This window comes from Acinetobacter sp. RIT698 (assembly GCF_009668065.1).
Lineage (GTDB): Bacteria > Pseudomonadota > Gammaproteobacteria > Pseudomonadales > Moraxellaceae > Acinetobacter > Acinetobacter guillouiae.
The window spans coordinates 1-24,745 of the sequence record NZ_WJYH01000045.1 but is presented as its reverse complement, the minus strand read 5'-3'; the positions used below and the strand labels follow the sequence as shown (position 1 = coordinate 24,745).

The following is a 24,745-nucleotide window of genomic DNA, read 5'->3' as shown; positions in this document are numbered from 1 at the left end:
TACGACAAAATGAAAATTTGCAATGTCAATTTTCTAAGTTAAAGGATTAAAAAGAGTGCAAGACGATGCAGGAATTACAGATCCCAAATGGTTATTTTCATCTCTGGCAGATGTATCTGTCTGAACGAGGGATTGATCTTGCGACGCTTGATTTCTTACAAGCGGATGAAAAAAAACATTTAATTGGAATTTTGTCACAGCCGATTGATACACAATCTTCCTATTTCTTCTTTCATCAACTGATTGAAAAAACCAAACAAGCGCTAGATTGCCCTCAGATCGTTTTTGAAATGGCAGAATATGTGCGACCTGAGCATTTTGGTGTTTTGGGCTATATGGCATCACGAAGTACAACCGTGGCAGAAGCTTTACAAAATATTATGCGCTTTAGTCGTTTGGTGATTGATGGTGACGAAGTTATTCCAATGCAAATGCAGCTCAAGGGAGAATATGTACATTTAATTTGGCCCTTTCATCATGAAAAATACATTCTTATTAATGAATTTACCAATGCGTTAATGATGCATCTCGCGCGTAAAATTGTACCGCCAAACCAATTTCCATTACATGCGGTGCATTTTGCTCATGCACCACAAATGGCGATGTATCATTATCTAAAGTTCTACGGCTGTGAAGTCTCTTTCCATCAACCGCAATACAGTTTTGTCTTAGCCTCAGCAGGTTTAAATTTAAAAATCCAGCAGGCAGATCCGTCCTTAATGCAGCTTTTGGTCAAGCAGGCAGAGGAAGCTATTGCATCTAAACCTCGCTATGAAACCATTGCTCAGCGTTTACATTTGATTGTGGCAGAATATTTAAAGTTAAAACAACAAGCCCCAAAAATTGAAGAACTTACTCAAGAACTTCATATATCCACCCGGACTTTACAACGACAGTTAAGTGACTTACAGACGTCGTTTAAAAAAATTGTAGAGATTGAACGGATGAAGCGTTGTGATTTTTTATTGGAAAGCCACATGCCGTTCAGTGAAATTGCGATGCAGTTAGGTTATTCAGATCAGTCAGCTTTAACCAGAGCATATAAGGCTTTTAGTGGGCAGACCCTGCTCGAGAAAAAACAACAGTTGAAGTCATTGTGAAAAAACAGTTCAAATAAATTATGGTTTAAAAAAAGCACTTAGATAGTATTGCTACTATCTAAGTGCTTAGTATGATTGTAATTTTTTAATTTATGCACAAAACACAGGTTGATCTGATTGTTGAATTGGTTTTTTAAAACCATGATTCAGCATGATTTCAAGTTATCTTTAATTTAGGAAATCTAAATACGATTGCCAAGATTGCAAATATCGCCAATACCCAACAATAATAAATCGAACCAATCAGCTCAACAGGGGACAGTTTGGCAATTGAGCATGCAAGTAATAGTTGTGCACCGTATGGAATCAAGCCCTGAACCACACAAGAGAAAATATCCATAAATGCAGCAGCACGTTTGGGATCAACAGCATATTCTTTGGCAACTTCTCTTGCCATGTCTCCAGATAAGATGATGGCAACCGTATTATTTGCGACAAACACATTTGAGAAAACCACAAGGAAGCTAATTCCAATTTCTCCCGCACGTTGTTGACCGATTTTAAATCGACGGGTTAAGGCATAAATATGTTGAATTAACCATTCTAAACCGCCTTCTTTTTGCATAATCGCCGATAAACCACCTAAGAACATAGAGAGTAAGGCAACTTCAAACATACCCACAAAACCATCATAAATAGCGGCATTGTATTTAAGTAGGGTAAATTCAGGATTTTCAATGATGCCAAGACAACCCGAAAGTACTATTCCAATGGTCAGTACTGCAAGTACATGTAAACGTGTAAATGCTAAAAAGAATACGATCACATAAGGCAAAATAAGCCATAAGTTATAGTTTTTATATTCAATGGTTTGTGCATGATGGCTGGTCAAAATATAAATCAATATGGTGATGATCGCAGCAGGCAATGCGATCCAGATATTCACTCGAAATTTATCACGCAGTTCTACATTTAGGCTTCGAGTCGCTGCAATGGTGGTATCTGAAATCATGGATAAGTTATCACCAAACATTGCCCCGCTGACCACAGCACCAATTGCATAAATGGGCTGAATATCCGTTGCTTGAGAAAAACCAAAAGCAATCGGCGCACATGCAGCAATGGTTCCCATCGATGTTCCCATTGCTGTGGCAATAAAGGCCGAAATGATGAAAAGCATCGGAAGGACAAATTCAGATGGAATAATCGATAAACCAAATTGAACAGTGGAGTCCACACTACCGATTGCACTGGTTACGCTGGCAAAGGCACCTGCAAGCATAAAGACCATAAACATCAAAATTAAATTGGGATGGCTTGCACCATGCAAAAATGTTTCTATAGCGGCATTGATTTTCCCTCTATACAGCAGGATGGCCAAAATAATTGCAGGAAGAGCAGCAATAGGGGCTTTCACTTGATAAAAAGCAAACTCAGTACCAATGATCGTGTGATAAATACCACTGCCTAAAAAAATGGCTAAAAAAACAATAAGCGGCAAGAGCGCAAGCACGCTGGCTTGCACTTTAGCCTGAGAATGTGTGGTCATAAGAGGAGATAAAAAATCAGAATCCTGACTAGTATAAACAGCTTTTGCAATTTCTGAAAAATAATTAAGTGATGTGGGTGATAGGGTGTTTGGCTGTAGGGTAATGATTTAACTTTATTTTTTACTCATAATGATATTTTTTTGTAAGCTTGAAAATAGGTAGCTTTGATCATTGTCCTCAACTTGAAAATAGCGCTAAATGTATCCATGGGTTGTTTTATTATTGGTGATATAAAACAAGATACGCGAGAGCGACTATGTGACTCTATCCTTTGAGTAAAAAATAGCGTTACAATGCAGTGTCTTGTATTTATACATTTGGATGATTAAACCGTAAATAAATCCATTTTGAATTTATTTACTGGTGTTTAATGATCTAAAAACTCCTCAAGTTTGAACAATTCAAGGAATGTACAATCCTATGTCACGTTTAGCCACTCGTTTTGCACAGCTTAAATCTCAACAGCGTAAGGCTTTGGTTTCTTATGTTATGGCGGGTGATCCTCAACCACATGTAACCGTACCATTGTTACATCAAATGGTTGCAGCAGGCGTAGACGTAGTTGAACTTGGATTGCCATTTTCCGATCCTATGGCAGATGGTCCAGTGATTGCACTTGCAGCAGAGCGCGCTTTAGCTGCGGGTACCAATACCTTTGATGCCTTGAATATGGTTAAAGAATTTCGCCAAAAAGATACAACAACGCCAGTTGTTTTAATGGGGTATTTAAACCCTGTAGAAGTGATTGGTTATGAAAAGTTTGTAGCTTATGCGAATGACTGTGGTGTTGATGGTGTACTTCTTGTGGATTTACCACCTGAAGAAGCACAAGATTTAGATGAAGTATTGCAAAAGTACAATATGGATCAAATCTTCTTGCTTGCACCAACCTCTACCGATGAACGTATTCAGCATGTAGTGAAACAAGCAAGTGGCTTTATTTACTATGTGTCTCTAAAAGGCGTAACGGGTGCAGCAACATTGGATACAACGGAAGTTGCAGCACGTATTGAAAAAATCAAAACCTTTACCGATATTCCAGTTGGGGTAGGTTTTGGGATTAGTGATGCCGCTTCTGCAAAAGCCGTAGGTCAAGTTGCTGATGCAGTGATTGTTGGAAGTGCTTTTGTCAAACCATTTGCAAATCTTGCACCAGAACAAGCTGTTGAAGCAGCAGTGAATAAAGTCAAGGAGCTTCGAGCCGCGCTCGATGAGTTAGTATGAATCAAGAAGTGAAATCAGGGAAAATCCTCAGCGCAACAACGCCGTGGACAGATCGTACAGTTCCAGGCATCCATATGCCTGACCAACAACAAACACTCAAAGCGACGTTTACAGAACCAACCATTGAGTGCCCTGAATGTCATGCACTCGTGACTCGTACTGCAATGTCTTTCAATGCCTATGTTTGTCCATCATGCGATGAACATTTGAAAATGAAAGCACGTGATCGTTTAAATTGGTTTTTTGATAATGTGACCACTGAACTTGGTCAAGAATTTGCAGCAAAAGATCCTTTACATTTTGTAGACAGCAAGCCTTATCCAGAGCGTATTAAAGAAGCGCAGGAAAAAACAGGTGAAACTGAAGCCCTTGTGGTGATGCAAGGTCAAGTTAAAAATATTGCAATGGTTGCATGCGCATTTGAATTCGACTTTATGGCTGGATCAATGGGTACTGTGGTCGGTGACCGTTTTGTACAAGCTGCTGAAAAAGCGATTAAAGATAAGCAACCACTGATTTGTTTTGCTGCTTCAGGCGGTGCTCGTATGCAGGAAGGCATGTTGTCTTTGATGCAAATGGCGCGTACCTCTGCGGCGATTCAAAAAATCAAAGATGCGCATCTTCCGTATATCGTGGTATTAACCCATCCAGTGTATGGTGGTGTAACAGCATCATTGGCAATGTTAGGTGATGTACATATTGCTGAACCTAAAGCGATGATCGGTTTCGCAGGTAAACGTGTGATTGAACAAACAGTACGTGAGAAGCTGGAAGAACCGTTCCAACGTGCGGAATTTTTGCTTGATCATGGTGTAATCGATCAAATTGTTCATCGTCACGCATTACGTGATACTGTATATCGTATTGTAGCGAAACTGATGAATTTGCCTTGAACAACCAAACAGCACCTTTAAATACTGATGATTTACAAACATGGCTCGATTATTGGAGCCATGTTCACGTTACAGGGATTGATTTAGGCTTAGAGCGCGTGATTCCTGTGGCAGAACAACTCGGGGTGATTAACCCTAAAGCCAAAGTGATTACCGTTGCTGGAACAAATGGCAAAGGTTCAACCACAACAACACTCGCTGCGATTCTGAATGCGCAAGGGCTGAATGTTGGTTTATACCAGTCTCCACATATTTATCGTTTTAATGAACGGGTTAAACTGGCTGGACAAGAAGTTGATAATCAAACTTTGATTGATGCTTTTGTTGCGGTTGATCAAGCCCGCCGTATTTGTGATTTATCTTTATCTTTTTTTGAAGCCACAACTTTGGCCGCATTTGTTATTTTTAAACAAAAACAATGTGATGTTTGGGTACTTGAAGTTGGTCTTGGTGGTCGTTTGGATGTTGTCAATGTGATTGATCCAGATGTGGCTGTGATTACCAATATTGGTTTAGACCATACTGATTGGCTTGGCGATACAATTGAAAAAATTGCTTATGAAAAAGCCGGTATTATTCGAGCAAATATCCCTGTCATTTTTGCCGGTACACAAGACATACCACAAGCGATACAACATAAAGTACAAGAAACCAATGCCACGCTGTATGCGCTAAACCATGATTATTTTTATGATAATTCAGAAGATGGTCAATCTTGGAATTTTGCAAGCTCAGGAACGACTTTAAAACTTCCTTTAGGACACTTGGCACTGGAAAATATTTCTGCTGCTGTCGCTGCAATTTTGGTGAGCGGTTTAACGGTTTCACAACAGGCGATTTCGCAAGGTATTCAGAACGCACAATTGTCAGGGCGCTTTGAAATTAGAAAAATACACGATAAAACAGTAATTTTTGATGCGGGACACAATCCGCATGGTGTAGAATTTTTGTTAAAGCAATTGCGAAAATTCCTAGAATACAATAAACAGTACACAGAAGTTGTCTCTGTTTTTTCAATGTTGTCCGACAAAGATGTAGATTCTGTGGTCAAGTTGTTGAAAAATACTGTATTAAAGTGGAAAATTGCACCGTTAACTGTGCCTCGTGCGGCATCATTGGAACAATTACAAACTGCTTTACAGCATGAGACAGTTGAACAGTTTGATTGTGTACAAGCAGCATTTCAATCAGCGCTTGCAGAAACCAATAATAATCAGCTGATTTTGGTGTGTGGTTCATTCCATACCTTAGAAGCGGTCTGGGAGTATTTAGACGAATGTCAATGAATAACAAACAACGCTGGATGGGTGGTGTTGTTTTATTAAGTGGTGGTGTTCTATTGGCGGCATTGCTTCTAAAAGGTAAAGAAGAAATCCACCAAAGCCAAGCAGAGACACAGCCGACAAGCCAAGCTCAGCAAAATAAAGCGGCACCTGCTGGTGAGCCTGTACAATTGCAGCCGTTGACTGTCGATGTTGCGACTGAAAAACGTCTGTTAGAAGAGCAGAAGCGTGCCCGTGAAAAAGCGGTTGCTGAACAAGAAGCAAAAGCAGCAGATTTTTTACGTATGCAACAACAGGCAGAAGCAGATGCTGCACGTAAAGCAGCTGAAGAGTATGCTGCTGCAAATGCAAGACGTGGTGCAGCTGCTGCGGCAGCACAGGAAGGGGCTGATATTCCTCCTGAGCTGGTACAGGATGAAAAAGCCAAAGCACAACAGAAAGCAGCAGAGCAGAAAAAACTTGAACAGCAAAATGCTCAATTAAAGCAAAAAGCCGATGCTGAAAAAAAGTTAGCTGAGCAGAAGCGTCAAGCTACCGCAGAAGCAGATAAAAAAGCCGCTGAAGAAAAGAAACGTAAATTAGAAGAACAACAAAAAGCAGATGAAAAACGTAAGCTAGATGCTGAAAAGAAAGCCGCTGCTGAGAAAAAGCAAGCGGAAGACAAGAAAGCAGAAGCGGATAAAAAACACAAAGCACAAGAAGAAGCAAAGAAAAAAGCGGAAGCTGAAAAAGCACGTGATTTGCTTGAAAATGGTGATAAGCAATGGATGGTACAAGTTGCGCTTGCCGCCAATGAAGCCAATGCCGATGCTGTCGCTGCTAAATTACGTGCCAAAGGGTATAAAGTGACCAAGAGTCCAACCTCAAAAGGTATTCGTATTATGGTTGGACCATCGAAAGATCGAGAGACTGCGGATTCAGCACGTAAGAAGATCAATTCTGATGCGAGTCTAGGCATGAAGTCGGCTTGGGTAATCGAGTGGGTACCTCTAGACCGACGTTAAACGCTATGAGTTAGGTATTTGTGGTTAAAGATGGATTCGCGAGCTGCTCACGGATCCATTTTATATTTTCAGGGGTAAAAAGTTTTTCAATATTGCCCCAGATTGGATGAAAGCCATAACCGCCATGCTTCATTTCATTTAAAGCATCATTCACAGACCAGTTCTCAAAAATAATTCGGTACATTGCAACACTTGCCCCAGTACGATCAGAACCATGATAGCAATGGATTAAAACCTTCTGGTTGTGGGCTTTTGCGATTTGAATTGTTTTCATGACATTGAGTAGATCATGACGATCAATTGCCCAAGTATTGATCGGGATATGAACCAATTGAAAGTTTTGTTTTGAAAGTACTGTTTTATCTTTATTGCGACTTCTTAAATTAATCACGACATCAATTTGATTGGTTTTTAACTCAGGAATAAGTTCAGCACTGGGTTGTTCACTACGAAAAACGGTGTCACTGATCCGATAAAAATTATACTGTGGAGCAACGATGCTTCCCCATTGTTTTGGGCGCTCATGATCTGGAAGTGCAGCAGTTGTCATACATGCTGAAAGCTGTACGCTGAGTGCGAAAATAGTGGTATAACGTAATAATTGAGATTTAAGCATGTTTTAAATATCGGTCTAGTTCAACAGGATCGTGGGCACAGATAATTTCAATTTTTGCTTCATTCTGTGCAAGCTGTTGCAGTTGTGATAATGTTTTTAAGCGCAATGTATTATCTTCCGCTAGGAGATATTCAATTTTGTCGAGCGCGCGTAATCTATTCTTGGGGTTGAGTTCTAGATGATTAAAATAAGCATCGCCACAGAACAATAACCATCTATCTTGTTGTTTGATCGCTATACCGCAGTGTCCTACAGTATGGCCGACTAAAGGAATCAATAGAATTTCATCATTGAAAATATTAAAGCCTTGAACTTTTTGGAAATTGAACCATGCTTCGCCATTTTTAGGTTCAAGAAAATTCCAGTAACGATGATTTTTAAATTGTTGCGGCCGATAGCGCAATTTGTTCATGACTGAAAGTTTTTGTGCTGCATTAAACTCACTGGATAAGATGTGAACTGTTGCATTGGGAAAGTCTGAAATACCACCAGCATGATCTAAGTCTAAATGACTCACCAAAATATGTTGAACATCAGATGGTTTAAAACCCAATTGTTGAATTTGAGAAATGGCTGTGAGATTGAAATCAGCTTGTATCCCACTGATTTTAGTAAAAGCTTTACCTAAGCGGGTTTGCGGATGTAGGTAGTCTTGCATCCCAAAACCGGTATCGACCAATACAAGACCTTTGTCTGTTTCAATCAATAGGCAATGACACACCATTTTGCCATACAAACCTTTTTGTCCGTATAGTGGTGCGCATATCGGACACATGGTTCCACAATGTAAATGATGTACCTTATAAATCATAATTAAGCATTTGTTTTTAGGATTGTGCTTTGTTTATAAACTGAATTGAGAAAAATACCAATCTAAAAATATAATTGTTGTGTAATTGATAGATCTCAAATCACAGCTCATGGAATGGTGATTTTTAAGCGTTTACGTGTTGAAAAACCAGAGCCGTTGTTTCCCCAGACCGAAACAATATAAGTTTCATTTTTTAATAAACACGGTTTTGCTGTGGGGTGTTGGAATGCACTTCCCCAAATACTCAGTTCATCATTGAACCCTTTTTTGAGCCTGATCTGTTGCTTATTATTTGCTTGATGAATGCTTACTTGATGAGTATTAACCTGTTGCTGATCTTCGGGGTGAGGCATGTGGGAGTGTTCAATTTCACAAATAAGGGTATGATTTTGTATAGATTGAATTTTTAGCTTATTGAAACCTAAATAATATTCATCCAAGAAAATGTTTTCTAAAATGATTTCATGCTGTTCATGATAAATATGAACATTGGGTGATTTAATAAAGGGATAGCTGATAAGTACCCCAAGAATAATGACCAAGACATAAAGAATTTTTTTCATATTTAATCTTAATTTTAAAGATGTTAAATAATTTAATTTTTTTCAAGGGCATGTTCGATAATTAAATAGCACATCTCTCTTAAACAAACATTTCGAGTTTCAAACTGCAAGACCAAACGTTTTAGTTCATTGACTGCTAAAAAGAACTGAAAGTTTTTTGCTAAGGGATTTTTAACGAAAGAGACATGTAACACACGAACTTGTGATTCCGGTGTCCAAGGCTTTTCAACAAATAAAATTTGATCATTTTGTACATTATTAATATTTAATAATGTGGTGAATAAATCCATCGCATCTTACTTCTATCAAGCCTTGATTCTTTAATCACTTAACAATGATTAAATATATTTCGGTACTTATTCAAAAGCGCTTACATCGCCTACACCACGACGGATAATTTCAGGGTTCGTTCCTGATAAATCAACGATACTGGTGGTGGTTAAGGTACCTAAACCACTGTCAATAAACACATCAATACGTTTTTCCAATAATTGTTCAATATCGTAGGGATCATCCATTGGTGCATCTTGACCAGGTAAAATCAAAGTACTGGTCAGTAAGGGTTCTCCCAACTCTTTTAATAGCATCTGACAGACGGGATTACTTGGAACACGTAAGCCGATGGTTTTTTTCTTGGGATGCATCAAGCGTCGCGGAACTTCACTGGTTGCGGGTAAAATATATGTGGTTACGGCTGGGGTATTGGCTTTAAGTAGACGATACATTGCATTGTCTACTTTGGCATAGGTTGCAATATCAGATAAATCTGCACAGATAATCGCGTATTGATGCTTTGCCCCTAGACCGCGGATCTGAGCAATACGCTCCATTGCACTTTTATTTCCAATCTGACAGCCGATTGCATAAGCCGCATCAGTTGGGTAAACCACAACATCACCTGCTCGAATTCTTTCGACTGCTTGGCTGATTAAACGTGGTTGAGGATTGTCAGGATGTACTCTTAAATGCAGCATATTTATTCTCCTGATTTATTGTTAATTCAATTATTACTTGGGAAAGTAAATCGTTGCAATCAATGTTTTAAAAAAATTACGGGTTTAATCAAGATCGTTACGATTAAATTCAGTGCTTTGTAATGTTTTGCCACCTCGAGTACATAGACAAATACACTGAATGAAGTGCTTTGCATCGCGTGGAAGTTTGGTTTTACCCGAAAAAAAATCCTGAACTTGTGCATAAACATTGTCTTTAAATGTCGAGCCGTCACCACCTTCACCAGTCAGATTATCCAGCGAAACTCGAAATTTTCGTCCAAATGCTTTGGAAAATAACCATTCAATGGCTTGAGGCTTGATTTCAACCTGCTCAAATAAGGCTTGCTGTTCAGCTGTACGACCATCGGGTGCATACCAATAACCGAGATCAGGCAATAAACGGCGCTGTTCTCCGGCAATGCTCCAATGACTAATTTCGTGCAGAGCGCTGTTGAAAAAACCATGCGCAAACTGAATACGGGCAGGGCTGTGTTCGCTAGCAGGGAAATACTCTGGTTCAAAATCACCACGAACAAGCGTCACATTTAAGTGGGAAAACCAGTGATTAAAGTGTAAGATAAGCCAATCAACGTGTTGCACTTCTGTTTGTAAGTTAGCCCATGATAAGCGTTGCACATCGGTGGCTTGCAATGTGTTTTCAGAAGTTAAATGCGTATTGAATTGTAATGAAGTAGTGACTTCAGGTTGCGGCTGCAACTGATGCATGGCTTGTATTACTCAAGAGATCTGTCTAAATAAGTACAAAATTGTATCTTAATCTTTGACAGAGTACCTATGAATTTGTAGAATTGCCGCCTTAATTATGTCAGCAAATACCTTTCCGGCACAGATAGAGCCGTTTAAATGGGCTGAACAAGGCTTTACATGGTCAGGTACCCTGCCATTGTCTCGCTTTGTTCGTATTTCCCGTGAAGCTGTTGGATCAATTGATGATCAATTGATCAATATAGACTGTAAGCTATCAATGGATGCGTATCATCGTATTGTTTGGCTAGATGGTCATGTAGATACTAAAGTTCCAATGGAATGTCAGCGTTGTCTGGATTCTGTTGAAATTACGCTAGTTTCTGACTTCCATTTGGCTTTAATAGATGATGAGTCACTGATAGAGCGCTTGGATGAGGATGCTGATTTCATCGTACTAGGTGAAAGTGAAGCAACAATTAAAGGGGATTATTTAACCAATACTCCTTCGACTGTTGATTTACTTGCACTTTTAGAAGATGAATTGTTATTGTTGATGCCTCTGTCTCCTAAGCATGACGCTTGTGAACATAAGCATCAACCAGCCGTTCAGGACACTGTTGAAGAAAAACGGGATAATCCGTTTGAAGTTTTGGCAGGTTTGAAGGGTAAACTTAACTAAATTTTGTGTTATACTGTTAAGTTAAGACAACCGAATTTGTTCTGATCCATTTTTTCGATTTGTAAGGAGCCATCATGGCCGTTCAGCAAAACCGTAAAAGTCGCTCTCGCCGTGACATGCGCCGTTCACATGACGCTTTAACCGAGAATGCATTAACTGTAGACCAAACTACTGGTGAAACTCACCGTCGTCACCACGTGACTAAAGATGGTTTCTACCGTGGTCGTCAATTATTCGCTAAAGCAGCTGATGCTGAATAATTGGTGAACTATTAAGCGCAAGCTTAGTAAAAAAATGGGAGCGAAAGCTCCCTTTTTTTGTTTTCAATGACTGGGTTTTTTGTTGTATTTCGCAATTAAATAAATTTTTTTTTAATGTAAAATTGCGCCATCGGAAACGATCAAGATTAAATAAGGGACTTTTTATATGTCTGCCAAACGACTCGAACAAGCAGCTCAAGCAACAAAAACTGCATTTTTGTTTCCAGGTCAAGGTTCACAAAAAGTGGGTATGCTTGCTGAACTTGCAGAACAGTTTAGTGGTGTACAAGAAACCTTTACTGAAGCATCAGATGCCATCGGTTTTGATTTATGGCACATTGCACAAAGCGGTGAAGGTTTAGATCAAACTGAAAATACTCAACCTGTTTTATTGACAGCAAGTATTGCTTTATGGCGTGTATGGTTAGATCTTGGTGGTGTTGCGCCAAAATACCTCGCAGGTCATTCATTAGGCGAATACAGTGCTTTAGTTGCTGCAGAGTCGATGACTTTGGCAGATGCAGTCAAGTTGGTAAATTTACGCGGTAAATTGATGCAAAGTGCTGTGCCTCAGGGGCAAGGCGCGATGGCGGCTATTCTCGGTCTAGATGACGCGAAAGTACTTGAACTGTGCGAGCAAGCCAATGTGCAAGGCCGTGGTTCTGTTGAAGCTGCAAACTATAATGCACAAGGCCAAGTTGTTATCGCAGGAGACAAAACTCTAGTCGAAGCTGTCATGACTGTTGCCAAAGAAAACGGCGGTAAAGCAATTGCATTACCTGTATCTGTACCATCACATTGTTCTCTAATGAAACCTGCTGCCGAACAGTTTGCAGAAGCTTTGGAACAAACTGCCATTGAGCTACCAAGTATTCCTGTAATACAAAATGTCAATGCTGGAATCGCGACAGATACAAGCCAATTACGCTTAGCATTAACGGCGCAACTGTATCAGTCAGTACAGTGGACTAAAACCATGCAATTCATCCAAGACCAAGGTATTCAGTATGTTGCTGAATGTGGTCCAGGTAATGTATTGGCGAATTTAGCAAAACGTTTACCAAATATCGAAAAAGCATTTCCACTCGATACACAAAGTCGTATGGAAGATGCACTGAATGCTATCTTAGTGGCTGAAGGGAAAATTGCATGACACAAGAACGCAAAGTCGCATTAGTGACAGGCGCGAGCCGAGGGATTGGTGCTGCCATCGCTCAGCAATTGATTCAAGACGGTTATTTTGTTGTAGGTACGGCAACATCAGCAGCGGGCGCAGAAAAACTTTCAACAGTTTTTGCTGAAAACGGTGCTGGTGCATTACTTGATGTACGTGATGGTGCTGCAATTGATGCATTGGTATCTGACATTGAACAAAAATATGGTTCAGTGATGATACTTGTGAACAATGCAGGGATTACCAAAGACAATTTATTGTTACGTATGTCTGAAGATGATTGGGACGATATTCTCAATATTCATCTTAAAGCTGTATTCCGCTTATCTAAACGTGTATTGAAAGGTATGACCAAAGCTCGCTTTGGACGCATTATCAATATCAGTTCTGTTGTTGCGCATTTTGCTAACCCAGGACAAGCCAACTATTCTGCTGCAAAAGCAGGGATTGAGGCTTTCAGTCGCAGTCTTGCAAAAGAAATGGGAAGCCGTCAGATTACAGTTAACTGTATTGCGCCTGGTTTTATCGCAACAGAAATGACTGAGCAGTTAAGTGAAGATATTCGCAAAAAAATGAGTGATCAAGTTGCGTTAAACCGATTTGGTCAACCAGAAGATATTGCAAATGCAGTAAGTTTTTTGGCTTCTGACAAAGCCAGTTACATTACAGGCACAGTATTACACGTAAATGGTGGTTTATACATGGCGTAATGCGATGTATAAACTTTGAAAAAAGTAAATATTCAATTAAACTATCAGGCAATTAAAAGCCGCCACAAGCAATGAGGAGAATTCCTGTGAGCGATATCGAACAACGCATTAAACAAGCTGTTGCAGAACAATTAGGTATCAAAGCTGAAGAAATCAAAAACGAAGCATCTTTCATGGATGATTTGGGTGCTGATTCTCTAGACCTAGTAGAACTTGTTATGTCTTTCGAAAATGACTTCGACATCACTATTCCAGATGAAGATTCTAACGAAATCACAACTGTTCAATCAGCTATCGACTATGTAACTAAAAAACTTGGTTAATGTGTTGATTGTATAGCACGTTGTTGTTATACGTAAAAAGACCACCTTTAGGTGGTTTTTTTATGCCTGAATATAGCTGTATTGAGTGAATGTTTGCTTGGCAATGCCTTAACCTAAAAAGCAACTAAATAAGTTTAAAATCAAAAACATTGGTTACATACCGTTACCTTTTTATCACCAATGACAACGCACACTCCGACGCTTTTTCGCTATAAAAATAGAGTTCTTAAATTTGTATAACAGTTCACAGTAATACATTCACAGTAAAACAACTTTCAATAATGATATGGAGTACGACATATGGGTCTTTTTGATTTTATTAAAGGAATTGGCAAGAAAAATACCGCACCAGCTGAGCCACAAGCAGCACCAGCAACGCCAGCAGAACCGTCTGCACAAGAAATTGCCAATAAGTTATTGGGGCACATTAAAGCGTTAGGCTTGCCAGTAACAGGGCTTTCGGTAAGTTATAATGGTACTTCTGATTTGGCCACGATTCACGGTCAGGTACAAACTCAGGCAGATAAAGAGAAAATCATTCTTGCTGTGGGGAATATTGACCATGTGGCGCAAGTTGATGATCAAATGACAGTTGCAACACCTGAGCCTGAAAGTAAGTTCTATACGGTTAAATCAGGCGATAATTTGTCTAAAATTTCAAAAGAATTTTATGGTGATGCCAACCAATATAATAAAATTTTTGAAGCGAACCGCCCATTGTTAAAAAATGCGGATGATATTTTCCCAGGACAAGTTTTACGTATTCCTGCATAACATTTGTTCGCTGATCTTTGATCATAAAAGGCACTTTGGTGCCTTTTTTTTAAATGATTTTGCTTTTATTTTAGTATTTGGTGTGTTTTGCAGAGGGAAAAGAGTTTCGTTGCAATCAGTAGATATTAAAAAAAGACCACATCAAGTTTGGATGTGATCTTTTGAAGTTAGTTAGCTCTAATCTAAAAAATCAATATTGCATATTATTTATTGGGTTGTGGGGTAAGACGAAGATAAGGCTTAACCGCCGTATAACCTTTTGGGAAGCGTTCTTTAAGCTCCGCTTCATCTTTGATCGACGGGACGATGACAACATCTTCACCATCTTGCCAGTTTGCAGGTGTGGCAACTTTATAATTGTCAGTCAGTTGTAATGAATCAATCACACGTAGAATTTCTTTAAAATTACGTCCAGTTGATGCAGGGTAAGTAATGATTAAGCGAACTTTCTTATTGGGATCAATAATAATTAAAGAACGTACGGTGAGCGTTTCACTGGCATTTGGATGAATGAAATCATACAGCGTTGACACCTTACGATCTTTGTCTGCAATGATTGGGAAGTTTACAGTAGTATTTTGCGTTTCATTGATGTCGTTGATCCAACCTTTATGTGATTCAACATCATCGACTGAAAGGGCAATGGCTTTTACCCCACGCTGTTCAAACTCATCTTTTAGTTTTGCGGTATAGCCCAGCTCAGTGGTACATACTGGCGTATAATCAGCAGGGTGTGAGAATAAAACACCCCAACTGTCGCCCAAGTAATCATAAAACTTAATTGGACCTTCACTAGATTCCTGAGTGAAATCTGGTGCAATGTCACCTAATCGTAAAGTCATTTTGAAACCTCAATATTTAAAAATGTTGTTTGTTATTTGGCTCGTCCAAACTACTATTACCCAGTTTTTTTATAATTAAAAATAGTGTTTTTGTATTTCTTTATGAAGAAAATAGATATTAATAAAAGAAGCATATGAAAAAAAACATATAATTGATCTCTACCTCACTGCAAATATCGGTTAAATTTGCTACATTAATGCGCCTTAGCTGATACGTGCTAGAACTAATCGTCAGATTTTTTTGATTGGATTTGTGCAAAACCCTTGTACTTCAAATTTCTACCACCATAATATCGTCTGAGAAAAATTTATTTCACAAAGATTTAGAGAGTTTATATGTTGGCAAGTCTGATCGGAGGAATCTTCGGTACTAAAAACGAGCGCGAACTAAAACGTATGCGTAAAATTGTCGATAAGATCAATGCGCTCGAGCCGACGACATCTGCACTCAGCGATGCAGACTTATCTGCAAAAACTGAAGAATTCAAACAAAGATATAAGAAAGGTGAAAGCCTAGATAAATTAATGCCAGAAGCGTTTGCGGTGTGTCGTGAAGCAGCAAAACGTGTCATGGGTATGCGTCATTATGATGTGCAGCTCATTGGTGGTATTACTTTGCATGAAGGAAAAATTGCAGAAATGCGTACAGGTGAAGGTAAAACCCTGATGGGTACTTTGGCTGTATATTTAAATGCAATTAGTGAGCAAGGTGTTCATGTCATCACGGTCAACGATTACTTGGCACAACGTGATGCTGAATTAAACCGTCCGCTTTATGAGTTCTTGGGCTTAAGCGTTGGTGTAATCTATTCGATGCAATCACCAATAGAGAAAGCTGAGGCATATCGTTCAGATATTACTTACGGTACCAATAATGAATTTGGTTTCGATTATCTGCGCGATAACATGGTTTTCTCTATGGCAGAGAAAAAGCAACGTGGTTTGATTTATGCGATTATCGATGAGGTCGATTCGATCTTGATCGATGAAGCACGTACACCGTTGATCATTTCTGGTCAAAGTGATGACTCATCACAGCTTTATGTTGCAATCAATAGTATTCCACCAAAGTTGCATGCTCAAAAAGAAGAAAAAGTCGCAGATGGCGGTCATTTCTGGATTGATGAAAAGCAACGTCAAGTTGAAATGACTGAAGTCGGTTATGAAACTGTTGAAGATGAATTGATTAAAATGGGTTTATTGGCTGAAGGCGAAAGCTTATATTCACCATCAAATCTAAACCTCGTTCATCACGTGTCTGCTGCAATTCGTGCACATTTCCTGTATCAACGTAATGTTCACTACATTGTACATGATGGTGAAGTAATCATTGTCGATGAGAATACTGGTCGTACTATGCCAGGTCGTCGTTGGTCTGAAGGTTTGCACCAAGCTGTTGAAGCCAAAGAAGCACTCGAAGTTCAACCTGAAAACCAAACTTTAGCAACAACCACATTCCAGAACTATTTCCGTTTATACAAAAAGCTTTCAGGGATGACAGGTACTGCTGATACTGAAGCTGCGGAAATGAAAGAAATTTATGGTTTGGATGTTGTGCTTATTCCAACCCATCGTCCGATGATTCGTAATGACCAAAACGATTTAATTTATTTAAACCGTAATGGTAAATACAACGCAATTATTGAAGAAATTCAGAAAATTCATGAAGCAGGTGTTGCGCCTATCTTGATTGGTACTGCAACCATTGAGGCTTCAGAAATTTTATCTGATAAGTTACGAGATGCGGGAATTACCCATGAAGTCTTGAACGCTAAACAACATGAGCGTGAAGCAGACATTATTGCCCAAGCGGGTTCACCGCGTGCAGTGACCATTGCAACCAATATGGCAGGTCGTGGTACCGATATTTTGCTTGGTGGTAACTGGAAAGCAAAACTTGCCAAAATTGAAAACCATACTGCGGAAGATGAAGCTCGTCTTAAAGCAGAATGGGAACAAAACAATGAAATGGTGTTGAGTTCAGGTGGTTTACACATCATCGGTTCTGAACGTCATGAATCACGTCGTATTGATAACCAGTTGCGTGGTCGTTCTGGTCGTCAAGGTGACCCAGGTGTTTCACGTTTCTTCTTGTCATTAGAAGATGATTTGATGCGTATCTTCGCAGGTGATCGTGTTGTTGCAATGATGCGTGCGATGGGACTACAAGAGAATGAAGCCATTGAACATAAAATGGTGTCGCGTTCTATTGAAAATGCACAGCGTAAAGTTGAAGCACGTAACTTCGATATTCGTAAAAACTTATTGAAATACGATGATGTAAATAACGAACAACGTAAAATTATTTACTCTCAACGTGATGAAATTTTAGAAGAAAGCTCACTTCAAGATTATATTGAAGAAATGCATCGTGAAGTCGTAAAAGGCTTAATCGAAACCTATATTCCACCTGAATCAATTCATGATCAATGGGATATTCAAGGGCTTGAAAATGCATTGAATGAAGACTTAGGCATTAATCTTCCTGTAAATCAATGGTTGGAAGAAGATCGTCGTCTAGATGAAGAAGCCTTGGTTGAACGTATTTCTGATGAGATCGTTACACGTTACCGTAATCGTCGTGAACAGATGGGTGATGATACTGCTGCGACACTTGAACGTCACTTCATGCTGGGTTCTTTAGATCGTCATTGGAAAGACCATTTGGCTGCGATGGATTATTTGCGTCAAGGGATTCACTTACGTGGTTATGCACAAAAGAACCCTGAACAAGAATATAAGAAGGAAGCCTTCAATTTATTCGTCAATATGTTGGGTGTGATTAAGTCAGACGTGGTTACTGATATTTCTCGTGTGCATATCCCAACACCTGAAGAGCTTGCTGAAATGGAAGCTCAACAACAGGCTCAAGCTGAATCTATGCGTCTTAACTTCGCACATGATGAAGTGGATGGCTTAAGCGGTACGGTAAGTAATGAGATTGTTGATGCACAATTCACTCATAGTGATGAGGTTGTAGCTCCAGAAAGCCGTAATGCACCTTGTCCTTGTGGTTCAGGTTTGAAATACAAACAATGTCACGGCAAAATCTAATTGAGTGAATAGACCCTGAAAGTGTTACAAAAAAGCAGAACAATTGTTCTGCTTTTTTTACAAGTTATTACCATGCGTTAATTTTTATTGCAGGAAATGTGATTAAGTGGTATTAAGTTGCTCAATTGGAAAAGATCTTTGGGAAGATAATGAAAAAATTATTAAAACCTTTATTTGTTGCAACTTTAGCAGTTCCAGCATTGGCATTTGCAGATACGGCACCACAAACGACGACAGTGGAAAAAGTACAAGCTGCTACAGGCGCAGTGACAGCCCAAGCAGAAGTAAAAAATGAAACTACGACTGTAATCAGTCCACGTACCGGTATTCGTTATACTTTAGGGAATACAGGCGGACGCCCAATTATTTTAAAAACTGCGGCGATTGCAGCGGTAACACCTGCTACGGTTAATCGCGTTGTTGCTTCAAATCCAGCGTTGTCAGTATCTAGTCAAGAAAAAGTAAAGCAAGCATTATTGGCTGCGGATACCACGACTGCTGTTCAACAGTAAGGTATTAATGATGTGATGAAAGCCAGTATATTTACTGGCTTTTTTATTTTATATTCAAATGAATAAGCTTTTCTTATAGTAAAAATAAATAAGCATTTTAATAAGCTCGATTTTTATAGAGAATTCTAATAAGCTGTGTTTTCATTCTAATTCATGTGGACATTTGAAAATGGCTGTTGGTGACGTGTCTATGCCGCATATGCATGTGGTACAAGGTGTAAAAATTGGCTCTGCTGAGGCGTATGTCCGTTATCCAAATCGACGAGATTTAGTTATTTTTGAATTTGCACAAGGTACCAATGTTGCAGGTGTATTTACCCAAAATGCATTTTGCGCAGCGCCAGTTCATGTGTCGAAAGCGCATTTAGCACAAGCCAATCCACGCTATTTGGTCATCAATACTGGGAATGCTAATGCAGGTACAGGCAAATTGGGCATGCAAAATGCACAATTGACCTGTTTAAAGCTTGCTGAGTTAGCGCAGGTAGAAGAATTTGAGGTATTGCCATTCTCTACAGGGGTCATTGGCGAACAACTGCCCATTGAGCGTTTAACGCAAGGTTTACAGCCTGCACTAAATAGTTTGAATGACGCTTCATGGCCGGACGCTGCGACTGGGATCATGACCACAGATACCACACCAAAAGGTGCCTCAGAACAGTTCGAGCTTGATGGTATAACGTATACAATGACTGGGATTTCTAAAGGTGCAGGCATGATTCGCCCAAATATGGCGACCATGCTGAGTTTTGTTGCAACCGATGCGCCAATTGCACGAAATCTTGTGCAAAAAATGTTAAAAATTAGCGCAGACCAATCATTTAACCGAATTACTGTGGATGGTGATACTTCTACCAATGATTCATGCATCTTTGCTGCAACAGGCATGGCTGGTGGTGTAGAAATTAGCAGTGAAGATGATGCACGCTATACGGTGGTCTTGGATGTTTTATCGCGTGTGATGAAGCGTTTGGCACAACTGATTATTCGTGATGGAGAAGGGGCAACCAAATTCATTACTATCATGGTTGACGGTGGAAACGACACACAAGAATGTTGTGATATTGCTTATAGCATTGCCCATTCACCATTGGTCAAAACGGCAATTTTTGCGTCTGATCCAAACTGGGGGCGTATCCTTGCTGCGATTGGTTATGCTGGCGTGAAAGATTTGGATGTTGAAAAAATTCAAGTCTTGTTAGACGACGTGCAAATTTGTAAAGATGGTGGTGCTGCTGAAGACTATACCGAAGAAGCTGGTGCGCGTGTAATGTCACAGACAGAAATGACCATTCATGTAAACCTTGGTCGAGGGCAGGCCAAAGATACGGTCTATACTTGTGACCTATCATATGATTATGTGAAAATTAATGCGGACTATCGTTCTTAATTGCTGATTTTTTAAGGAGCCTCATTCGTGAGGCTTTTTTATAACAAAACATTTTTCGTGGTGAATTTATGTGCGCTAAACCGTACAATCAATTCACAAGTGTATAAACGCTAGCATGATGCCAGCGACAAGGAAAGAGAAGACCTCTTATGAATGATGCGAATAATTTAATTGCCAACGAAGCAAAATCGGTTGTGCAAGCGCATTTAGATCGTTTAGGTGAACCTAAGGACAATAGTCTGAGTCCAGCGGTAAAACAGCAGAAGTTTGCGCAAATTAAAGCTGAGTTGCAAAAAAACAATGCTGTTTTGGTGGCACATTATTATTGTGATCCAGATGTACAAGAACTTGCGGAAGCGACAGGTGGTTGTGTTTCTGATTCTTTGGAAATGGCACGTTTTGGACGTGATCATGAGGCATCTACTCTGGTGGTCGCTGGGGTTAAATTTATGGGAGAAACCTCAAAAATTCTTTCTCCTGAAAAAACAGTACTTATGCCAACTTTGGAAGCAACCTGTTCGCTTGATCTCGGTTGTCCTGTAGATGAATTTACCGCATTTTGTGATGCGCATCCTGAGCATACTGTTGTGGTCTATGCCAATACTTCAGCAGCAGTTAAAGCACGTGCAGATTGGGTGGTGACTTCAAGTTGTGCTGTAGAGATCATTGAACACTTAGACAGTTTGGGCGAGAAAATTATTTGGGCACCAGATCAACATTTAGGCCGTTATATTCAAAAGAAAACCGGTGCTGATATGTTGCTTTGGGATGGTGCTTGTATCGTGCATGAAGAGTTTCGTGCCCGTGGTATTGAAAAGATGAAAGCGCTGTATCCGAATGCAGCTGTATTGGTACATCCTGAGTCACCAGAATCCGTGATTGATATTGCGGATGCGGTGGGAAGCACCTCACAACTGATCAAAGCAGCTCAAACATTGCCACAAGACACTCTAATTGTGGCTACAGACCGTGGTATTTTCTATAAAATGCAACAAGCTGTACCGCATAAGACCTTGATTGAAGCACCTACAGCAGGTGAGGGTGCAACTTGTCGTTCTTGTGCGCATTGCCCGTGGATGGCAATGAATGAATTAGATGGTATTTTGTCAGTTTTGCAAAAGGCCGATCAAGAAATATTCGTAGATGCTGCTTTGGCTGAACGTGCTAAATTACCTTTAGATCGTATGTTGAACTTTAGTGCTCAATTAAAACGATAGAAATTGTATAAAAAACATCTGAAATGTTTGATTAATATACATTTGACGTGTTTTTTTAACTTTTTTTCAAGATAGGTGTTGACGTCTTGTGGCGTCACGCCTAGAATGCACACCGTACCGCACGATGTGCGATACACAAAAGCTGAGATGAACGGAGCATAGCACAGCCTGGTAGTGCACCTGGTTTGGGACCAGGGGGTCGTAGGTTCGAATCCTACTGCTCCGACCAATTCTTCAAGGCAAGTTAATCTGTGATATTAGTATCATTGGTCATGCGCCTGTAGCTCAGTTGGATAGAGCATCCGCCTTCTAAGCGGATGGTCACAGGTTCGAATCCTGTCAGGCGCACCATATGTTGCTTGATACTATAGATCCTAAAACTTAATGTGACGGTGGATGTAGCTCAGTTGGTAGAGCCCCGGATTGTGATTCCGGTTGTCGTGGGTTCGAGCCCCATCATTCACCCCAATTTCTTAAGTTTGTTGTAAATTCGGAGCATAGCACAGCCTGGTAGTGCACCTGGTTTGGGACCAGGGGGTCGTAGGTTCGAATCCTACTGCTCCGACCATTTAAGCATCAGCTTAAATATAAATTATCCGCTTAAAGGCGGTTTTTTTATGCCCGAAATTTGTGCTTGTCAACGAAGCGTCAAATTCTATAGACCTAAAAAAAGATCTCTGTAGAGATCTTTTTTTAATAAAGAGAAGATTATCAAGGAATAATAATCACCGCAACACGACGGTTTTCAGCTTTATTCTCTTCTGAATCATTTGATTTAAGTGGCTGGTCAGCCCCTTTTCCTATCACTTGGATATTTTGTGGATTAAATTTTTGCTCAATGAATATATTTGAAACATTTTGAGCGCGTTCTTTGGATAATTTTAAATTGTATTCAGGATTTCCGATATTATCGGTATGACCTACAATTTTAAGCTTATCGAGATGATATTTATTTAATTGCGTGGCTAAACGAACCAATTCAGTTTGGCGTTCGGTATTAATATTTGATTCATTAAAACCAAACAATAAACGTTCTGGTAGACCTAAACTCCAACCTTCATCCGTTAATACAAAACCTTCTTTCTTAAGTACACGAGCTTGTTTATAGCTCAACCCACCTAGATTCATACAACCTGTAAGTGCTAGGCAGAGTATTGCAAGAATAGAAAGTTGTACGTTTTTTAAAGTCATAAAAACCCCCTAATATTATGAATGGTAAATAAACCAATGATGCTGTAAAGATTTTGCTTTGTACATGGCTTGATCTGCTTGAGAAATTAAGTCTTCTGGGCTTGAGGCCTGGCTAGAGATGGCAATACCGATACTAAAGCTAAAAGAAATCGATTGTCCTTTATAGATTAAAGGATCTTCACAACATTTAATCAGATTTTCCGCAATAGAGATGAGGTGTTCAATTTTAGAAATGGAACGTAAAATAATTGCAAACTCATCTCCTGCAAGACGCGCGACAAAATCATCTTGGCGAATATGGCGTCTTAATCGTGAAGCCATTTCTTTTAAAACTTCATCACCGACCAAATGTCCATATTGATCATTAATAGCTTTAAAATTATTATTATCAATAAATAATAAAGCTAAATTTTCACGTTGATTGGTGTCTTCATATAGATTACATAACACTTGATAAAAATAATTACGATTAGGTAATTCGGTTAAATGATCATGTTGAACTTGATAAGAAAGTTCACTATTCTCGTTTTGAAGATGGGTGTGCCAAGATTGAATTTCATCTAAGAGTTGGTTGAACACACTGTTTAAGTCTTGAAATTCTTTTACATCACTTTTAGGGAATCTTAAGTTGTATGCCTTTTGATTTCTTAATAGTTGTGCAATTTGTATAATCGGTAAAAAAGAACCCATAATATGGCGATAGGTCAAGTTTACTGACCACCATACAGCAAAAACCATAAAGAGCATGCCAAACGCTAAGCCGGTAAAAATTTTAAAAATAAACATTAAAATTTCATTGGAACTTCCATACAGCACAACTTGACCGACAAGCTTACCTTGATGTTGGACGTTTAACTTGATGGCATCTTTTAAAAAGATATGATCAAAAAAGTTTTGAATATAAGAATAGTGTTCAACATTTTTGAGACTTTCTGCAACTTTATGGCCTTGATTGTCATAAACTTCAATCAGACGTACTGAATGTTGGAAGGTATATTCATTGATAATTTGTGAAATCGCGATTCTATCAGAGAACACCAGCGCAGGTTGAACACGTTCAGACACGGTTCGACTGATTAATAATAGGTTTTGTTTCGCATAAGATTCAACGGTAAATACTGAAATCGTGACAAAAGTAGATGTACTAATAAATAAAGTGATTGCAAAGGTCGTAAATTGAGATTTACGAAACAATGTTTGTAGAGAACTCGATTTAAAAAATTTATTCATCATTATTTTAATCCGAATTCTTTGCCAGCAATAAAACACGTGGGTCAACATGTATTTTAGACTGAGCTAAACTATCTAGATTCACTTTAAAAATAGTATTTCCTGTTTTGTTGGTGGATAAGCAAAAAACGCTGCCAATTTCACATTCAGAATTACTTGAGCTAAACGATAAAATAGATGAATTTAATGATTTCCCAATAAGGGCCTGTTCGGTTTGTGCTGAAGTATTGGAAAAAAATACTGCATCACAATGACGATTTTTCAGATCAGCCGAATGTATCGCACTTATATTAAAAGGAGACTTATTTGATTTGATATAAGCAGAAAATTGGTTTGCATAGGATGCATTATCAACGACGCATAATTCTGGATTCGGAGTGTTCCATTTTGCATAACTTAGTATAGATAAAGTCATCATGAAAATATTATGTGACGAATTGGCTGAGGAATAGTTGCAGCAAAAGAGCAAAATTCCTAAACAGAAGCTTCTTCTATTTATAAAACGGGCCATATTCGACTTAATTTATTAAATGATAAAATTATTTCAAATAGTTTAAAGAAAAAAAACAAATATAAATAGCTTAAAATTTAAATAAAAACATGAGTTGCTTTATTAGTATGAGAAAAAATGGTGCAAAAAATAGCTAAAAATGGACTTTTTTTGCTATTTTGGTTGAAAAAATGTCCAGTTGATGAAAAAGT

The 24,745-nt window shown here is 39.0% G+C and carries 26 protein-coding genes and 4 tRNA genes; 19 read left to right on the top strand and 11 right to left on the bottom strand.

Annotated elements, in window-relative coordinates; translation table 11 throughout:
• The first annotated feature begins 65 nt into the window (after positions 1-65).
• Positions 66-1,100, top strand: a complete 1,035-nt coding sequence (locus GJV03_RS16970; protein ID WP_105714431.1) for an AraC family transcriptional regulator — start codon at positions 66-68, stop codon at positions 1,098-1,100.
• A gap of 157 nt (positions 1,101-1,257) precedes the next feature.
• Here GJV03_RS16970 and GJV03_RS16965 read toward each other — a convergent pair whose 3' ends face one another.
• On the bottom strand, positions 1,258-2,589 hold the full coding sequence (locus tag GJV03_RS16965) for a Na+/H+ antiporter NhaC family protein (RefSeq protein ID WP_151957702.1): 1,332 nt from the start codon (positions 2,587-2,589) through the stop codon (positions 1,258-1,260).
• Between the two features lie 421 nt (positions 2,590-3,010).
• Between GJV03_RS16965 and trpA the strand changes: the two genes are divergently transcribed.
• From trpA to GJV03_RS16945, 4 genes are read left to right on the top strand one after another with little or no spacing between them, the layout of a single operon-like run.
• Positions 3,011-3,814 carry a tryptophan synthase subunit alpha gene (gene trpA, locus GJV03_RS16960; protein WP_004723986.1) on the top strand — a complete coding sequence of 268 codons (804 nt, stop codon included), beginning with the start codon at positions 3,011-3,013 and terminating at the stop codon, positions 3,812-3,814.
• Positions 3,811-4,707 (top strand): acetyl-CoA carboxylase, carboxyltransferase subunit beta, encoded by an 897-nt coding sequence (gene accD, locus GJV03_RS16955; RefSeq protein ID WP_004723984.1) that lies wholly within the window; start codon positions 3,811-3,813, stop codon positions 4,705-4,707. Before trpA ends, accD begins: the two co-directional genes overlap by 4 nt.
• A complete protein-coding gene (gene folC / locus GJV03_RS16950) occupies positions 4,704-5,993 on the top strand; it encodes a bifunctional tetrahydrofolate synthase/dihydrofolate synthase (protein ID WP_154130640.1) in 1,290 nt (429 codons plus the stop codon). The genes accD and folC overlap by 4 nt, the downstream gene beginning before the upstream one ends.
• On the top strand, positions 5,984-6,994 hold the full coding sequence (locus GJV03_RS16945; RefSeq protein WP_056514007.1) for an SPOR domain-containing protein: 1,011 nt from the start codon (positions 5,984-5,986) through the stop codon (positions 6,992-6,994). The genes folC and GJV03_RS16945 overlap by 10 nt, the downstream gene beginning before the upstream one ends.
• Before the next feature lie 10 nt (positions 6,995-7,004).
• On the opposite strand, the gene GJV03_RS16940 is transcribed toward GJV03_RS16945, so the two are convergent.
• The 6 genes from GJV03_RS16940 to GJV03_RS16915 form a co-directional block, all read right to left on the bottom strand.
• Positions 7,005-7,610 (bottom strand): dual specificity protein phosphatase family protein, encoded by a 606-nt coding sequence (locus GJV03_RS16940; RefSeq protein ID WP_151802959.1) that lies wholly within the window; start codon positions 7,608-7,610, stop codon positions 7,005-7,007.
• Positions 7,603-8,421: an MBL fold metallo-hydrolase gene (locus tag GJV03_RS16935; protein WP_154130639.1), complete on the bottom strand. Its 819-nt coding sequence runs from the start codon at positions 8,419-8,421 to the stop codon at positions 7,603-7,605. Before GJV03_RS16935 ends, GJV03_RS16940 begins: the two co-directional genes overlap by 8 nt.
• Before the next feature lie 107 nt (positions 8,422-8,528).
• Entirely contained in the window at positions 8,529-8,984 is a 456-nt protein-coding gene (locus GJV03_RS16930; RefSeq protein ID WP_154130638.1) for a hypothetical protein, read from the bottom strand.
• A 32-nt stretch (positions 8,985-9,016) separates the two neighbouring features.
• The gene (locus tag GJV03_RS16925) at positions 9,017-9,274 is read right to left on the bottom strand and encodes a hypothetical protein (RefSeq protein WP_154130637.1); all 258 of its coding nucleotides are present in this window, start codon (positions 9,272-9,274) and stop codon (positions 9,017-9,019) included.
• Between the two features lie 66 nt (positions 9,275-9,340).
• A complete protein-coding gene (locus GJV03_RS16920; RefSeq protein ID WP_004723971.1) occupies positions 9,341-9,958 on the bottom strand; it encodes an L-threonylcarbamoyladenylate synthase in 618 nt (205 codons plus the stop codon).
• 84 nt (positions 9,959-10,042) lie between these two features.
• Positions 10,043-10,705 (bottom strand): elongation factor P hydroxylase, encoded by a 663-nt coding sequence (locus GJV03_RS16915; protein WP_105714425.1) that lies wholly within the window; start codon positions 10,703-10,705, stop codon positions 10,043-10,045.
• Positions 10,706-10,802: 97 nt separating this feature from the next.
• Between GJV03_RS16915 and GJV03_RS16910 the strand changes: the two genes are divergently transcribed.
• From GJV03_RS16910 to lysM, 6 genes are all read left to right on the top strand, one after another.
• A complete protein-coding gene (locus GJV03_RS16910) occupies positions 10,803-11,366 on the top strand; it encodes a YceD family protein (RefSeq protein WP_004723966.1) in 564 nt (187 codons plus the stop codon).
• Between the two features lie 74 nt (positions 11,367-11,440).
• Positions 11,441-11,626, top strand: coding sequence for a 50S ribosomal protein L32 (gene rpmF / locus GJV03_RS16905; RefSeq protein WP_004723964.1), 186 nt, complete (start codon positions 11,441-11,443; stop codon positions 11,624-11,626).
• Between the two features lie 166 nt (positions 11,627-11,792).
• A complete protein-coding gene (gene fabD / locus GJV03_RS16900; protein WP_154130636.1) occupies positions 11,793-12,779 on the top strand; it encodes an ACP S-malonyltransferase in 987 nt (328 codons plus the stop codon).
• Positions 12,776-13,510, top strand: a complete 735-nt coding sequence (fabG, locus tag GJV03_RS16895; RefSeq protein WP_004723960.1) for a 3-oxoacyl-ACP reductase FabG — start codon at positions 12,776-12,778, stop codon at positions 13,508-13,510. Before fabD ends, fabG begins: the two co-directional genes overlap by 4 nt.
• 86 nt (positions 13,511-13,596) lie before the next feature.
• Positions 13,597-13,833, top strand: coding sequence for an acyl carrier protein (gene acpP / locus GJV03_RS16890; protein ID WP_004723957.1), 237 nt, complete (start codon positions 13,597-13,599; stop codon positions 13,831-13,833).
• Positions 13,834-14,133: 300 nt separating this feature from the next.
• Positions 14,134-14,607 carry a peptidoglycan-binding protein LysM gene (gene lysM, locus GJV03_RS16885; RefSeq protein ID WP_004723955.1) on the top strand — a complete coding sequence of 158 codons (474 nt, stop codon included), beginning with the start codon at positions 14,134-14,136 and terminating at the stop codon, positions 14,605-14,607.
• A gap of 203 nt (positions 14,608-14,810) precedes the next feature.
• Here lysM and GJV03_RS16880 read toward each other — a convergent pair whose 3' ends face one another.
• The gene (locus GJV03_RS16880; protein WP_004723953.1) at positions 14,811-15,449 is read right to left on the bottom strand and encodes a peroxiredoxin; all 639 of its coding nucleotides are present in this window, start codon (positions 15,447-15,449) and stop codon (positions 14,811-14,813) included.
• 336 nt (positions 15,450-15,785) lie between these two features.
• On the opposite strand from GJV03_RS16880, the gene secA reads away from it, so the two are divergent.
• From secA to GJV03_RS16840, 8 genes are all read left to right on the top strand, one after another.
• Positions 15,786-18,503 carry a preprotein translocase subunit SecA gene (gene secA / locus GJV03_RS16875; protein ID WP_004723952.1) on the top strand — a complete coding sequence of 906 codons (2,718 nt, stop codon included), beginning with the start codon at positions 15,786-15,788 and terminating at the stop codon, positions 18,501-18,503.
• A 149-nt stretch (positions 18,504-18,652) separates the two neighbouring features.
• Positions 18,653-19,015 (top strand): hypothetical protein, encoded by a 363-nt coding sequence (locus GJV03_RS16870; protein ID WP_004817737.1) that lies wholly within the window; start codon positions 18,653-18,655, stop codon positions 19,013-19,015.
• A gap of 169 nt (positions 19,016-19,184) precedes the next feature.
• Positions 19,185-20,405, top strand: a complete 1,221-nt coding sequence (gene argJ, locus GJV03_RS16865; RefSeq protein ID WP_154130634.1) for a bifunctional glutamate N-acetyltransferase/amino-acid acetyltransferase ArgJ — start codon at positions 19,185-19,187, stop codon at positions 20,403-20,405.
• A 149-nt stretch (positions 20,406-20,554) separates the two neighbouring features.
• Positions 20,555-21,622, top strand: coding sequence for a quinolinate synthase NadA (gene nadA / locus GJV03_RS16860; RefSeq protein ID WP_105714422.1), 1,068 nt, complete (start codon positions 20,555-20,557; stop codon positions 21,620-21,622).
• 152 nt (positions 21,623-21,774) lie between these two features.
• A tRNA-Pro gene (locus GJV03_RS16855) sits at positions 21,775-21,851 on the top strand.
• 45 nt (positions 21,852-21,896) lie between these two features.
• Positions 21,897-21,973: transfer RNA gene (locus GJV03_RS16850), tRNA-Arg, on the top strand.
• 41 nt (positions 21,974-22,014) lie between these two features.
• A tRNA-His gene (locus GJV03_RS16845) sits at positions 22,015-22,090 on the top strand.
• Between the two features lie 23 nt (positions 22,091-22,113).
• Positions 22,114-22,190 (top strand) — tRNA-Pro (locus GJV03_RS16840).
• A gap of 143 nt (positions 22,191-22,333) precedes the next feature.
• Here the strand turns inward: GJV03_RS16840 and GJV03_RS16835 are convergent.
• The 3 genes from GJV03_RS16835 to GJV03_RS16825 are packed head-to-tail and all read right to left on the bottom strand — an operon-like array spanning position 22,334 to position 24,458.
• A complete protein-coding gene (locus tag GJV03_RS16835; protein WP_004723848.1) occupies positions 22,334-22,813 on the bottom strand; it encodes an OmpA family protein in 480 nt (159 codons plus the stop codon).
• Positions 22,814-22,828: 15 nt separating this feature from the next.
• A complete protein-coding gene (locus GJV03_RS16830) occupies positions 22,829-24,046 on the bottom strand; it encodes a sensor domain-containing diguanylate cyclase (protein ID WP_151958163.1) in 1,218 nt (405 codons plus the stop codon).
• A 4-nt stretch (positions 24,047-24,050) separates the two neighbouring features.
• Entirely contained in the window at positions 24,051-24,458 is a 408-nt protein-coding gene (locus GJV03_RS16825; protein ID WP_227504303.1) for a YfiR family protein, read from the bottom strand.
• Between the last annotated feature and the right edge of the window lie 287 nt (positions 24,459-24,745).

Bases quoted from the DNA above. Each gene is read 5' to 3' on its own strand.
- fabD (WP_154130636.1), top strand. From the start codon at position 11,793: ATGTCTGCCAAACGACTCGAACAAGCAGCTCAAGCAACAAAAACTGCA.
- GJV03_RS16915 (WP_105714425.1), bottom strand. From the start codon at position 10,705: ATGCATCAGTTGCAGCCGCAACCTGAAGTCACTACTTCATTACAATTC.
- GJV03_RS16970 (WP_105714431.1), top strand. From the start codon at position 66: ATGCAGGAATTACAGATCCCAAATGGTTATTTTCATCTCTGGCAGATG.
- GJV03_RS16830 (WP_151958163.1), bottom strand. From the start codon at position 24,046: ATGATGAATAAATTTTTTAAATCGAGTTCTCTACAAACATTGTTTCGT.
- trpA (WP_004723986.1), top strand. From the start codon at position 3,011: ATGTCACGTTTAGCCACTCGTTTTGCACAGCTTAAATCTCAACAGCGT.
- nadA (WP_105714422.1), top strand. From the start codon at position 20,555: ATGAATGATGCGAATAATTTAATTGCCAACGAAGCAAAATCGGTTGTG.
- GJV03_RS16965 (WP_151957702.1), bottom strand. From the start codon at position 2,589: ATGACCACACATTCTCAGGCTAAAGTGCAAGCCAGCGTGCTTGCGCTC.
- argJ (WP_154130634.1), top strand. From the start codon at position 19,185: ATGGCTGTTGGTGACGTGTCTATGCCGCATATGCATGTGGTACAAGGT.
- GJV03_RS16870 (WP_004817737.1), top strand. From the start codon at position 18,653: ATGAAAAAATTATTAAAACCTTTATTTGTTGCAACTTTAGCAGTTCCA.
- fabG (WP_004723960.1), top strand. From the start codon at position 12,776: ATGACACAAGAACGCAAAGTCGCATTAGTGACAGGCGCGAGCCGAGGG.
- secA (WP_004723952.1), top strand. From the start codon at position 15,786: ATGTTGGCAAGTCTGATCGGAGGAATCTTCGGTACTAAAAACGAGCGC.
- GJV03_RS16925 (WP_154130637.1), bottom strand. From the start codon at position 9,274: ATGGATTTATTCACCACATTATTAAATATTAATAATGTACAAAATGAT.
- lysM (WP_004723955.1), top strand. From the start codon at position 14,134: ATGGGTCTTTTTGATTTTATTAAAGGAATTGGCAAGAAAAATACCGCA.
- rpmF (WP_004723964.1), top strand. From the start codon at position 11,441: ATGGCCGTTCAGCAAAACCGTAAAAGTCGCTCTCGCCGTGACATGCGC.
- GJV03_RS16935 (WP_154130639.1), bottom strand. From the start codon at position 8,421: ATGATTTATAAGGTACATCATTTACATTGTGGAACCATGTGTCCGATA.
- GJV03_RS16945 (WP_056514007.1), top strand. From the start codon at position 5,984: ATGTCAATGAATAACAAACAACGCTGGATGGGTGGTGTTGTTTTATTA.
- GJV03_RS16835 (WP_004723848.1), bottom strand. From the start codon at position 22,813: ATGACTTTAAAAAACGTACAACTTTCTATTCTTGCAATACTCTGCCTA.
- GJV03_RS16940 (WP_151802959.1), bottom strand. From the start codon at position 7,610: ATGCTTAAATCTCAATTATTACGTTATACCACTATTTTCGCACTCAGC.
- GJV03_RS16920 (WP_004723971.1), bottom strand. From the start codon at position 9,958: ATGCTGCATTTAAGAGTACATCCTGACAATCCTCAACCACGTTTAATC.
- GJV03_RS16930 (WP_154130638.1), bottom strand. From the start codon at position 8,984: ATGAAAAAAATTCTTTATGTCTTGGTCATTATTCTTGGGGTACTTATC.
- accD (WP_004723984.1), top strand. From the start codon at position 3,811: ATGAATCAAGAAGTGAAATCAGGGAAAATCCTCAGCGCAACAACGCCG.
- GJV03_RS16910 (WP_004723966.1), top strand. From the start codon at position 10,803: ATGTCAGCAAATACCTTTCCGGCACAGATAGAGCCGTTTAAATGGGCT.
- GJV03_RS16880 (WP_004723953.1), bottom strand. From the start codon at position 15,449: ATGACTTTACGATTAGGTGACATTGCACCAGATTTCACTCAGGAATCT.
- GJV03_RS16825 (WP_227504303.1), bottom strand. From the start codon at position 24,458: ATGACTTTATCTATACTAAGTTATGCAAAATGGAACACTCCGAATCCA.